The 11,592-nt window shown below is 74.0% G+C and carries 9 protein-coding genes and 1 riboswitch; of the genes, 8 read left to right on the top strand and 1 reads right to left on the bottom strand.

The features are described 5' to 3' along the window. Nucleotides 1-4 precede the first annotated feature (4 nt). The 7 genes from Bra3105_RS08305 to Bra3105_RS08275 all read left to right on the top strand — a co-directional run bounded on the left by Bra3105_RS08305 (nucleotide 5) and on the right by Bra3105_RS08275 (nucleotide 8,328). Nucleotides 5-1,273, top strand: a complete 1,269-nt coding sequence (locus Bra3105_RS08305; protein ID WP_228359413.1) for a polyprenyl synthetase family protein — start codon at nucleotides 5-7, stop codon at nucleotides 1,271-1,273. After that, the gene (locus tag Bra3105_RS08300; protein ID WP_228359412.1) at nucleotides 1,270-2,649 is read left to right on the top strand and encodes a cytochrome P450; all 1,380 of its coding nucleotides are present in this window, start codon (nucleotides 1,270-1,272) and stop codon (nucleotides 2,647-2,649) included. Before Bra3105_RS08305 ends, Bra3105_RS08300 begins: the two co-directional genes overlap by 4 nt. Nucleotides 2,650-2,726: 77 nt before the next feature. Continuing rightward, nucleotides 2,727-2,854, top strand: a riboswitch (FMN riboswitch). Between the two features lie 96 nt (nucleotides 2,855-2,950). Further along, the gene (locus tag Bra3105_RS08295) at nucleotides 2,951-4,183 is read left to right on the top strand and encodes a bifunctional diaminohydroxyphosphoribosylaminopyrimidine deaminase/5-amino-6-(5-phosphoribosylamino)uracil reductase RibD (protein ID WP_228359411.1); all 1,233 of its coding nucleotides are present in this window, start codon (nucleotides 2,951-2,953) and stop codon (nucleotides 4,181-4,183) included. Nucleotides 4,184-4,317: 134 nt separating this feature from the next. Next, nucleotides 4,318-5,007: a riboflavin synthase gene (locus Bra3105_RS08290; protein WP_228359410.1), complete on the top strand. Its 690-nt coding sequence runs from the start codon at nucleotides 4,318-4,320 to the stop codon at nucleotides 5,005-5,007. Nucleotides 5,008-5,063: 56 nt separating this feature from the next. Next, on the top strand, nucleotides 5,064-6,587 hold the full coding sequence (gene ribB, locus Bra3105_RS08285; protein ID WP_228359409.1) for a 3,4-dihydroxy-2-butanone-4-phosphate synthase: 1,524 nt from the start codon (nucleotides 5,064-5,066) through the stop codon (nucleotides 6,585-6,587). After that, on the top strand, nucleotides 6,584-7,135 hold the full coding sequence (gene ribH / locus Bra3105_RS08280; RefSeq protein WP_200501512.1) for a 6,7-dimethyl-8-ribityllumazine synthase: 552 nt from the start codon (nucleotides 6,584-6,586) through the stop codon (nucleotides 7,133-7,135). Before ribB ends, ribH begins: the two co-directional genes overlap by 4 nt. A 350-nt stretch (nucleotides 7,136-7,485) precedes the next feature. Continuing rightward, the gene (locus Bra3105_RS08275; protein WP_228359408.1) at nucleotides 7,486-8,328 is read left to right on the top strand and encodes an endonuclease domain-containing protein; all 843 of its coding nucleotides are present in this window, start codon (nucleotides 7,486-7,488) and stop codon (nucleotides 8,326-8,328) included. A 349-nt stretch (nucleotides 8,329-8,677) separates the two neighbouring features. Here the strand turns inward: Bra3105_RS08275 and Bra3105_RS08270 are convergent, their stop codons facing one another. Continuing rightward, nucleotides 8,678-10,069: an NAD(P)/FAD-dependent oxidoreductase gene (locus tag Bra3105_RS08270; protein ID WP_228359407.1), complete on the bottom strand. Its 1,392-nt coding sequence runs from the start codon at nucleotides 10,067-10,069 to the stop codon at nucleotides 8,678-8,680. A gap of 307 nt (nucleotides 10,070-10,376) precedes the next feature. On the opposite strand from Bra3105_RS08270, the gene Bra3105_RS08265 reads away from it, so the two are divergent. Continuing rightward, nucleotides 10,377-11,585, top strand: a complete 1,209-nt coding sequence (locus tag Bra3105_RS08265; RefSeq protein ID WP_228359406.1) for a M20 metallopeptidase family protein — start codon at nucleotides 10,377-10,379, stop codon at nucleotides 11,583-11,585. Nucleotides 11,586-11,592: the final 7 nt, after the last annotated feature.

The raw sequence follows: 11,592 nt of genomic DNA, 5'->3' as shown, positions 1-11,592 counted from the left end.
GGAGATGAGCAGCGAGCCGATGGAGGAGATCGATGCCGTCGAGGACCAGGTCGATGCCGCGGCGCACGACGTCCGCGTCCCGGGGGATCTCCGCCTGGCCGGAGACCTCCCCGCCAGCTCCGGCGATCCCGTGATGGACGTGAGCGAGGACGTCCGCCGGGCGACGGCACGGCTGATGGACGAAGGGTCCCGGCGCGCACGCCGTCACGGGGCGGAGGTCCTGCAGCTCTGGGAGCTCGCCGCCGCGCAGCTCCCGGGAGGGAAGCTGCTGCGGCCGCGTCTGCTGCTGGAGACCTTCGACGCCCTGAGCGCGGACCTCCCCTCGCGCACGGGCCGGCCCGTCGCCGAGCGCGCCGAGGCGGTGCGTCTCGCCGCGGCGCTCGAGGTGCTCCACTTCGCCTTCCTCCTCCACGACGACGTCATCGACAACGACCTCACCCGGCGCGGCCGCGCCAATCTCGTCGGCGCCCTGATCGCCCGGGAGTCGGGCTCCGGCTCGGATCCGGATTCGGGGTCGGGCTCGGGCCCGGCGGGGACGGACTCGGACTCGGGAGCGGCGGGAACGGGCGACCGACGCAGCCACTGGGCCCGCAGCACCGCCGTCCTGGTCGGCGACCAGATGCTCGCCCTCGCCCACCAGGTGTTCGCGCGCGTCGACCTGCCCCGCTCCGAGCGTCTCGCGCTGCTGGACGCCCTGGGCGATGCTGTCGCCGAGTCCGCCGTCGGCGAGTTCCTCGACGTCTCGCTCAGCGACGGCGTCGTCGCTCCCGAGACGGACGTGATCGCGGAGATGACCCGCACCAAGACGGCCACCTACAGCTTCGAGCTGCCACTGCGCGCGGCCTGCGTCCTGGCCGGCGCTCCCGAGCCCGCGCGCGAGGCGCTCACGAGCGCCGGACGGCATCTCGGGATCGCCTTCCAGCATCAGGACGACGCGCTCTCCGTGTTCGGGTCCGCCGCCGAGCACGGCAAGGACCCCAGCTCCGACCTGCGCGAGGGAAAGCAGACGGCGATCACGGACTTCGCTCGCGGCACCTCGGACTGGCCGCGCATCGAGGCGGCCCTGGGACGCGCAGACCTGTGCGCTCCCGACGGCCGGCACGTGCGCTCACTGCTCGCGGACTGCGGCGCCGAAGCGCATGTGCAGGCGCTCGTGGCGCGGGAGGTGGCGCAGGCGCGCGCCGTCCTGACGGAGGCCGAGGACGCCGTCCCCGCACCCGCCGCCCGCGTGCTCGGCGCCGTGATCGAGGAGCTCGACGGGAGGTCGCGGTGAGCCGCGACCCCACCGGCTCCGACGACGCCCGCGCGGACCCCAGCGGCGCCCGCGCCGACCTCACCGGCGCCCGCGCCGATCCCACCGGCTCCCGGCGCTCGGATCGGCCCGAGGAGCGCGGCTGCCCGCTGCACAGCGACATCCCCGGCGCGGGTCCCCTCGGCCTGCGGTCCCTGCTCCGGGGCCCGCGCGTCCCCGGCGCGGATCCGGGCACTGACCGGACGGGTGACGCCCGCGTCCCGCGCGTCTGGAGGATCCGATCGCACCCGGCGGCGCGCGAGGTGCTCCGGCGCCGCGAGGGCACGACGCAGGCAGGGTTCACCGCGGAGGCGATCCCGAGCGGCCGGCTGCGCCGCCACCCGATCCTGCTGTCCGACGGACCCGGCCACGACGCCCAGCGCCGCGCCGTCGGCCGCTTCTTCTCCCCGCAGGGCATCGAACGCTCCAGCGCGGAGACCATGGAGCGCGAGGCCGTCCGCCTCGTCGGCGAGGCGGTCCGCGAGGACGGCTGCGACCTCGGTCAGCTCGCGCTGCTCTACTCGGTGGCGGTGAGCCGCGAGATCGTCGGCCTCACCGCCTCGCCCCTGGAGGCGATGTCGCGCCGGCTCGTGCGCCTGCAGCGGCAGCCGGACGTCGACCTCACCCGCCCGCGCTGGGGCCGCTCCCTGCCGCAGTGGGCACTCGCCGCCGCCCGCGGGCTCGGACCGCTCGCCGCCTTCCACCTGCGCGACGTGCGCCCGGCGATCCTCCGGCGACGCCGACACCCCGCCGACGACGTGATCAGCCACCTGCTCGACCAGGGCGCGCGCGGCGTCGACATCCTCGTCGAATGCGTCACCTACGCGAGCGCCGGCATGATCACCACCCGCGAGTTCCTCGTGATGGCGTGCTGGCGCCTCCTGGACGACGAGGCGCTGCGCACGGAGTTCCGCGCCGGCGACCGCGAGGAGAAGGCCGCGATCCTGCGGGAGATCATCCGGCTCGAGCCCGTGGTCGGGCACCTCTACCGCCGCGCGCGGGAGCCCTTCGACGTGTCCGGATGCCCCGCGGCGGCCGAGGTCCGGCCCGGTGACCTGATCGACGTCCACGTCCGTGACGCCAACGCGGACGCGCAGGTCATGGGGGAGGATCCGCTCGAGATCAGGCCCCACCGCCCGCTGCCGCGCGGGGTCTCGCCGGCCGGGCTCAGCTTCGGCGCCGGGCCCCATCGCTGCCCCGGCGAGCACCTCGCGATCACCGAGTCGGCGGTGCTGCTGGAGCATCTGCTCGCCGCCGCTCCGCGCCTCGCGCGCGCCCCTGAGATCGCCTGGGACGACGTCGTCGCCGGATACCGCCTGCACGGCATGAGGGTCGAGTTCCCCGACCGCGGCGCCTGAGGGCGCCGCAGTGTTCACACCGCGACACCGACTTCTCGAGCACCCGGATCGCGGTGCTAGTGTCGCTCGCGAATGAACCACATTCTCCGGGGTCAGTGAAACTCTGAACCGGCGGTGACAGTCCGCGACCCGGCTCCCTCGGGAGTCGGTTGACCTGGTGGAACTCCAGGACCGACGGTAAAAGTCCGGATGGGAGGAGATGTGGCGTCGCTGTGCGCGGCGTCGGCTCGCCGTCGTCCGCCCCGGTGACGCTTCTGCCGCCGTGCCATCGCCCCGGACCACCGCCGATCCGGAGGCTTCCGTGCACGGGCACCACACGCCCCCATCCGCCGCATCCGCGGCGCCCGACGAGCGCGCCGCGATGGACCGCGCGCTCGCGCTCGCCGCCCGCGGTCTCGCCGAGGACACGAACCCCCGCGTGGGCTGCGTCCTCCTCGCGGCCGACGGGACGAGCCTCGGTGAGGGCTGGCACCGCGGCGCCGGCACGCCCCACGCCGAGGTCGCGGCCATCGCCGACGCGCGCTCCCGAGGCGGCGAGACCCGGGGCGCGACCGCCGTGGTCACCCTCGAACCCTGTGCGCACACCGGCCGCACCGGCCCCTGCACGAGGGCGCTGCGCGACGCCGGGATCGCCCGCGTCGTCTTCGCCCTGGCCGACCCCGGCGCCGCCTCGGGCGGAGGCGCCCGCGAGCTCGCGGCGGCCGGCGTCGACGTGGTGGGCGGCCTGCGGGAGGAGCAGTCGCGCGAGCTCCTGGGCGGCTGGCTCGCGCGGGCCGCCCGGGCGGCCGCCGACGGGGCGTCGGAGCCGGACCGGGCGACAGCCCCGGAGCAGGCACCGGACTCCGAGCAGGGACCGAGTCCCGAGCCGACCACCGTGCACCTCGTGCTGAAGATGGCGACGAGCCTGGACGGCAAGGTCGCCGCGGCCGACGGCACCAGCCGGTGGATCACCGGCGAGGCCTCCCGCGCCCACGCCCACACGGTGCGCGCCCGGCGCGACGCGATCATCGTCGGCACGGGCACCGTGCTCGCCGACGACCCGTCGCTCACCGCCCGGCCGGACCCTGCCGCCCGGCGGGACGCGGCCGCCCGGCGGGACGCTGCCGCTGGTCCCGAAACTTTCGCGCAGCCCCGACCTTCCGCGTCCAGCCAGCCGCTGCGCGTCGTCGTCGGACGTCGCGACGTCCCCGAGGACGCTGCAGTGCGCGGCACCGACGGGCGATTCCTGCACCTGCGTACGCACGAGCCGCAGGAGGTCCTCGCCGCGCTCGCCGCCCGCGGCGTCGGCCACGCCGTGCTGGAGGGCGGGCCGGGGCTCGCCACCGCCTTCCTCCGCGCCGGCCTGATCGACGAGATCCACGCCTACCTCGCGCCCCTGCACCTCGGGGCGACCGGCCGATCGGCGATCTCCGACCTCGGCATCCCGACCCTCGCCGACGCCCCGCGCTGGCACACCGAGGACGTGCAGCGCCTGGGCGAGGACGTGCTCCTCATCGCCCGTCGAACCGCTCCCGCACCTGGCTCGGGGACCTGATCCGAGCCCCCGTCGTCCGCTCACCCACGCACCACCCGTCGCCCAATCACCACCGGACCCACCACCACCGGACCCACCACCACCGGACCCACCACCACCGGACCGCCCACCGTCCGCTCCCGGAAGGAGACCCCATGTTCACCGGCATCGTCGAGGAGATCGGCACCCTCGAGACCCTCACCCCGCTGCCCGGCGGCGAGGCCCGCCTGCAGCTGCGCGGCCCGCTCGCCGCGTCCGACGCCCGCCCCGGCGACTCGATCGCGGTCGACGGCGTGTGCCTCACCGTCGTCGACCTCACCGGCGACGGCGGATTCGCGGTCGACGCGGTCCCCGAGACCCTGCGCCGCACCGCCCTGCGCGACGCCGCCCCCGGCGCGCGCGTGAACCTCGAACGCGCGCTGCGGGCCGACGCCCGTCTCGGCGGCCACATCGTCCAGGGACACGTCGACGGCGTCGCCACCCTGCGCAGCCGCCGCGACGGCGGACGCTGGGTCGACCTCGTCTTCGCCATCGATCCCGCGCTCGCGCCGCTGATCGCCGAGAAGGGCGCGATCACCGTCTCCGGCGTCTCCCTCACGGTCACGTCCGCGGGCGAGGACAGCTTCGGCGTCTCCCTCATCCCCGCGACGCTCGAGGCCACCACCCTGGGCGGCCTCGACGAGGGGGGCCTGGTGAACATCGAGGTCGACGTGCTCGCCCGATACGTTGCGCGTCTGCAGCAGACCGGCACCATCGGGGTCGACGCGCCTGATCAGGCCGTCCCCGACGTGCCCGGCGTGGCAGAGGCCCCCGACGTGCCCGAGGCCGAGGCGGCGCGGCGATGAGCGGGACGACGCCGACGACAGCCGGGACGACGCCGACGACAGCCGGGACGACGCCGATGACGGACACGACGGCGACCGGGGCCCTGATCCCCGGGACGCGCGAGGCCCGGATCGACGCGGCGCTCGCGGAGCTGCGCGCGGGTCGGCCCGTGCTCGTCGCGGACTCGGAGGACCGCGAGAACGAGGTCGACGCGATCATCTCCGCCCAGCTCGCGACCCCGCGCTGGGTGGGCTGGATGGTGCGGCGGACGTCCGGCTACCTGTGCGCGCCGATGCCCGCCGAGATCGCGGATCACCTCGAGCTGCCGCTCATGGTGCCCCGCACCGAGGACTCCCTGCGCACCGCGTACACCGTGAGCGTCGACGCCGCGCGCGGTGTCACCACCGGGATCTCCGCGAGCGACCGCGCCACGACGCTGCGTGCCCTCGCCGACCCCCGAGCCGTGCCCGCCGACCTCATCCGCCCCGGCCACGTGATCCCGCTGCGCGCCGTGCCCGGCGGCGTCGGCGAGCGGCCCGGGCACACCGAGGCCGCGGTCGACCTGTGCCGCGCCGCAGGCCTCCCGCCCGTCGGCGCGATCGGGGAGCTGGTCAGGGACGACGGCGAGGTCATGCGGCTCGAGGAGGCGAGCGTCCTCGCGGCCGACGAGGGGCTCGTGCTGCTCACGATCACGGACCTCGTCGACGGACTCGCGGGGCGCTCGCGTGACCGCGGGCGTGCGGGGCAGGACGCAGGGCCGGACGAGTCGCGCAGCGCCGGGCCCGAGCCTCGGGCCGCAGCGCCGGCTCGCGTCGAGCACACGGGCAGTGCCGACCTGCCGACGCGGCACGGCGCGTTCCGTATACACGGCTTCCGCGACCTGCGCACGGGCGCCGACCACGTCGCCCTGGTGGCGGACCCGCCCGAGCGCCCGGCCGAGGCGGTTACGGCGGTCCCGGCGCACCCGGCACCCGCGGCGCATCCGGCACCCGCGGCGCATCCGGCACCCGCGGCGGCACCGGCTTCCGCGGTGGCCCCGGCGCTGGTCCGCGTGCATTCGGAGTGCCTGACGGGGGAGGCGTTCGGCTCCCTGCGGTGCGAGTGCGGGCCGCAGCTCGAGGAGTCGCTGCGCCAGGTCGCCGAGCGCGGCGGCGCCGTCATCTATCTGCGCGGGCACGAGGGCCGCGGCATCGGCCTGCTCGAGAAGATCGCCGCGTACGACCTGCAGGACCACGGATTCGACACCCTCACCGCCAATCTGGAGCGCGGTTTCGAGGGCGACCTGCGGGAGTACGGAGCGGCCGCCGCGATCCTCCGCGACCTGGGTCTCGAGCACGTCGACCTGCTGACCAACAATCCGCAGAAGGCGCAGGAGCTCGCGCGGCACGGGATCGACGTGGCCCGCACGACTCGCCTGCTCGTCGGCCGCACCCCGCACAACGCCCGCTACCTGCGCACCAAGGCCGAGGCGATGGGGCACCTCATCCCCCTCGACACCACCACGACCCAGGCCACAGCAACACAGGCCGCCACAACACAGGCCGCCACAACACAGGCCAGCACACCTCTCACCACCACAGGAAGGACACCCCAGTCATGAGCGGAGCAGGAGCGCCCCAGCTGAACACGGACGGCAGCGACCTGAGGGTCGTGATCGTCGCCGCGAGCTGGCACGAGCAGATCATGAACGGACTGATCGACGGCGCCGCGCGCGCCTTGGAGGAGGCGAAGGTCAGCTCGGTGGACCTGGTCCGCGTCCCGGGCTCGTTCGAGCTGCCGGTCGCCGCCCTCCACGCCGCGGCCTCGGCCGACGCGGTCATCGCGCTCGGCACCGTGATCCGGGGCGGCACCCCGCACTTCGAGTACGTGTGCCAGGCCGCGACCCAGGGGCTCACCGACGTCACCCTGCGCACGGGCATCCCCATCGGATTCGGCCTGCTGACCTGCGACACCGAGCAGCAGGCCCTCGACCGCGCCGGCCTCGCGGGCTCCATCGAGGACAAGGGGGCGGAGGCCGCCGAGGCCGCCGTCGCGACCGCCAACGTCACCCGTCGTCTGCAGGAGGAGGCGGAGAGCTCGGGCCGGCCGATCGGCAGGTCCGCGCCCCGCGCCGGAGGCGTCGGCTTCCGCATCGCCGGGGTCGACTGAGCCCGCAGGCGTCGACTGAGCGCGCAGATGCGGGTGGACGCGCACGTCGCGTGGTCGGCCGCGCGGGCCCGCGTCGCCGTCTCGGCGCGAGTCCCCGGGCACCCCGTGCACTTCGCGTAGCAGGAGGTCGGGTCACGACGAATAGAGCACGTCACCCGACCCATGACTACGCGTAGTGCACGCCCTCGCTCGAGACCCGGCGGAACGAGGGCAATGCGCCCGTCGGCGCCGCGCCGAAGACGCAGCGGGACGGGCACCGCGAGTCCTCCCCAACCCCGGGGTGGACGCTGTCATCCACAATCGGCGCGGCGGGCTGGTGGGGGCACTGCGCACGGCAGAGGCTCCGCGACATGGAATCGGAGCACAAGAAGGAATTGCACGTGATCCCGTCGTCCGTGCGCGAGGACAGCGGGATCTCCCGCCGAGTGATCGCGCGAGAGATCGCGCAGGGGACGCTCGTCCAGCTCGGGCGCGGATGGTACGGAACGCCGGAGACCCCCGCGAAGGTTGCCCGAGCGTTGAAGATCGGGGCCCGCCTCACGTGCGGGGACGCCCTGGAGTTGCACGGCGTCTGGATGGTGCGCGACGAGAAGCTGCATGTGGCGACCCTGCGCGGGGAGAAGCCGCGCACCCCTGATCGTGACGTCGTGCCCCACAAGTACCAGCACCGCTGGCCCGACTTCGAGCCGATCATGCCGATCCGCATCGCACTAGACCACCTCGCGCGTTGCCGCGGCGCGGAGGACGCGGCGATCGCCTTCGAGTCCGTGGCGAACCAGGGGTTGCTGAGCGCGGACGAGATCGACGGGGTGCTCGCGGGGCTGCCGGTGAAGCTGCGCGAGAGCATCGGTGTCATCGACCCGCGTGCCCAGTCGGGCACGGAGACCCGGGTGCGCAGGTACCTGCAGCGCCTGGGGGTTCGGGTGGAGCCGCAGTGGTACGTCGACGCCGTGGGCCGCACCGACATCCGTGTGGGTGAGCGTCTGATCATCGAATGCGACAGCGCTGCCTACCACACGGACCCGGAGGCGTACGCGGAGGACCGGCGCCGGGATCAGCTGCTGATCGCGCAGGGTTATGTGGTTCTACGGTTGACCTGGGAGGACGTCATCGAGGAGTGGGAACGGACCCGTGAGCTTCTGAGGTCCATCGTCGCCCACCGTCTGCACCGCAAGCGTCGGTCACTGCGCTGAGGACAAGGCTCGCTGCGACGAGCTGCCGAGGGGCGACCGCCGGACGGGACGACACCGCGGCTTTGACACGGGTCTCCGGGTGCCCCGTGCACTTCGCGTAGCAGGAGGTCGGGTCACGACGAATAGAGCACGTCACCCGACCTATGACTACGCGTAGTGCACGCCTCCGCTGGAGACCGCCCGCCGAGTGCCCGCGATCCGCAGATCGACGACGTTCGAGTCCCCGGGGGCAGCCGCGCCGGTACTGTCCGGGCGCGGCAATCAGCCGGTCGCGCATACCAGGCAGTCGACCGACCGTGCCCAGGCAGTCGGCCTGCCCCACCCAGGCGCCGGCCGGGCCGCACCGGGCTCAGCTGTGCTGCTTGTCGGGGCCGAACAGGCGGTGCTGTGCCTCTTCGCGGAAGGTCGTGGCGGCGGCGATCGAGTCGACCTCGCCGACCACGGGGTTCGGCTGGTGGGTGGCGCGGGTGCCGGCGTACAGGCTCAGCAGGTTCATCGAGACCGCGCGCTGGTTCCGGTGCCCCAGCAGCTTGGTGACGTGCACGCCCAGCCAGGCGAACCAGCCCACCGTGCCGGAGAGGCCGATCGAGCCGGCGATCGGCAGGTCGGGCAGCTCGGTGATGGCGGCGCGTCGGCCGATCGTGGCCATCGTGCCCAGGTCCACGTAGTGGAAGGGCTTCTTGCCCTTGCCCTGGGCGCGGACGTCGGCGTCGATCATGCGGGCGACGGCGCGGCCGGACTGGATGGCGGGCTGCGCGAGCTGGGGGAGGGCGTTCTCGCCGCCGGCGATGTCGCCGGCCGCGTACACGCCAGGGAAGCCCTTGACCTGCAGGTTCTCGTCGACGTCGAGGCGTCCGCGCGAGTCCTGGGGCAGGCCCCAGTCCTTGACGGTCTCCGCGATCGCGACGCCTGCGGCCCACACGGTGATGTCGGACTCGAGGATCGAGCCGTCGTCGAGCTCGACGAAGTCGTAGCCCACGGACTTCACGCCGTGGCCCAGGCGCAGCTCGACGCCGCGGGCCTCGAGCTCCTCGGCCGCGTACTCGCGGAACTCCTCGCGGAACTCCTTGATGAGCTCGCCGCCGCGCTGCAGCAGCGTGATCTGGAGAGTGCCCGGGTCCATCTCCGGGTAGAGGATGTCCAGCTCCTGCATGCGGAAGTCCGCGAGGGCGCCGGCGATCTCGACGCCCGTCGGCCCGCCGCCGACGATCGAGACGTGCACCCGGTCGGTGTCCTCGATGCGGCTGGTGCGCTCGAGCTCGGAGAACACGCGGTCGCGGATGGCGATCGCCTGGGAGCGCGTGTACATCGGCATCGCGTGCTCCTCGGCGCCCGGGGTGCCGAAGTACGTGGTGGTCGCGCCGTTGGCGAGGACCAGGTAGTCGTAGGAGAGCTCGTCGGGGGTGTTCGTGCCGTTCTCGAGGCGCACCACCTTCTGCTCCGGGTCGACGCCCACGACCTCGCCCTGGCGATAGCGCATGTTCGGCACGTTCAGCGAGAGGCCGCGCAGGAACATGGTGACGTCGCCCGGGTTCAGGCCGGCGGTCGCGACCTGGTACAGCAGCGGCTGGAACGTCTTGTAGACGTTGCGGTCGATGAGGGTGACGCGCACGCGGGTGTCGCGCAGGCCCAGCACGGCGTTGGCGCCGGCGAAGCCACCGCCGATGATGATGACGTGAGGCCAGCTCGCGCCGTCCTTGGCAGGAACGGTCCGGCGACTGCCGAAGGGGAACTCGAACATCTTTCTCCTCGATGGACGGGATGGAGACGTGTCGGCGGCGGGCACGCCTGGGGGTTGGCGGGCGCGAGGATCACGGCGGGCGGACATCCCAGGGGGCGTGAGCATCGACCGCGTCCCCGGAGGCTGTCCTCCACGACGGTATCGAGGGCCGGATCGATGCTAGTCCACTCCTCCGTCGCGGTCTCCACCCCGGGCGTGGAAAGAGAAGGCGATCACCTCCTGCGCGCCACCAGTGTGGCACCCGCGACGCGCAGGCGCACCGATCCGGGCAGACTGGACCCGATCCGACGACGACCGAGGAGACCCGATGCCCGCACCCTTCGCCCTCCCCGACGGCTTCCTCGCCGACCTCCAGGCGCTGCGCCGGGACCTGCACGCCCATCCCGAGGTGGGGCTGCAGCTGCCGTGGACCCAGGAGAGGGTCCTGCGCGAGCTCGAGGGCCTCGGGCTCAACGAGGGTCGGTTCGAGATCATCCAGGGCCGTGACCTGACCTCGGTGGTGGGCGTGCTGCGCGGCGGCAGACCGGGACCGGTGACCCTGCTGCGCGGCGACATGGACGCGCTCCCCATCACCGAGGCGACGGGCCTGCCCTTCGCCTCGACCAACGGGGCGATGCACGCGTGCGGGCACGACCTGCACGTGGCCGGACTCGTCGGCGCCGCCCGCCTCCTCGCCGCGCGGATCGACGAGCTGCCGGGCACCGTGATCCTCATGTTCCAGCCGGGAGAGGAGGGGTACGACGGGGCCGGCCGCATGCTCGCCGAGGGGCTCCTGGACGTCGCCGGCGAGCGTCCCACCAGCGCCTTCGGCATCCACGTCCACGCCGATTCGCCGACGGGACGGATCGGGGTGCGCGGCGGCACCCTGATGGCCGCCTACTCGATCCTCGAGGTGACGGTGCTGGGCACCGGGGGCCACGGCTCGCGTCCGCAGGAGGCCCGCGACCCCGTGCCCGCCGCCGCGGAGATCGTGCTCGCCCTGCAGACCGAGGTCACCCGCCGATTCAGCGTCTTCGACCCGGTCGTGGTCACCGTCGGCGAGCTCCATGCCGGATCCGCCCCGAACGTGATCCCCGAGCAGGCGCGGCTGCGCGCCGGCGTGCGCACGTTCAGCGCCGAGGCCGTCCGACGCGCCGCGCGCGAGCTGCCCGAGCTGGTGCGCCACGTGGCCGCCGCCCACGGACTCGAGGCGGAGGTCGAGTTCCGGGAGGTCCTGCCCGCGACGGTGAACGACGCCGCCGCCGCCGAGGAGTTCTCGCGCGTGGCGCGCGACCTGTTCGGCGAGGAGCGCGTCGAGCAGCTCGAGCGGCCCCGCACGGGATCCGAGGACTTCTCGCGCGTGCTGGAGGCGGTGCCCGGCGCCTACGGCTTCGTGGGCGTGGCCGCCGACTGGGACCCCGAGCACCCGCCGGCCTCGAACCACTCCGCGTACGCGATGTTCGACGACTCGGTGCTCGCGGACCAGGCGCTGCTGCTCGCGACGCTCGCCTGGGAGGCGCTCACGAGCGGACGCTGAGCGTCGC

The sequence above is a fragment of the Brachybacterium halotolerans subsp. kimchii genome (genome assembly GCF_020792675.1).
In the GTDB taxonomy this organism is placed as follows: Bacteria; Actinomycetota; Actinomycetes; order Actinomycetales; family Dermabacteraceae; genus Brachybacterium; species Brachybacterium halotolerans.
The sequence above is the reverse complement of the archived record's forward strand: the minus strand, read 5'-3'. Positions and strand labels throughout refer to the sequence as shown.

Bases quoted from the DNA above. Each gene is read 5' to 3' on its own strand.
- Bra3105_RS08305 (WP_228359413.1), top strand. From the start codon at position 5: ATGAGCAGCGAGCCGATGGAGGAGATCGATGCCGTCGAGGACCAGGTC.
- Bra3105_RS08290 (WP_228359410.1), top strand. From the start codon at position 4,318: ATGTTCACCGGCATCGTCGAGGAGATCGGCACCCTCGAGACCCTCACC.
- ribB (WP_228359409.1), top strand. From the start codon at position 5,064: ATGACGGACACGACGGCGACCGGGGCCCTGATCCCCGGGACGCGCGAG.
- ribH (WP_200501512.1), top strand. From the start codon at position 6,584: ATGAGCGGAGCAGGAGCGCCCCAGCTGAACACGGACGGCAGCGACCTG.
- Bra3105_RS08275 (WP_228359408.1), top strand. From the start codon at position 7,486: ATGGAATCGGAGCACAAGAAGGAATTGCACGTGATCCCGTCGTCCGTG.
- Bra3105_RS08270 (WP_228359407.1), bottom strand. From the start codon at position 10,069: ATGTTCGAGTTCCCCTTCGGCAGTCGCCGGACCGTTCCTGCCAAGGAC.
- Bra3105_RS08265 (WP_228359406.1), top strand. From the start codon at position 10,377: ATGCCCGCACCCTTCGCCCTCCCCGACGGCTTCCTCGCCGACCTCCAG.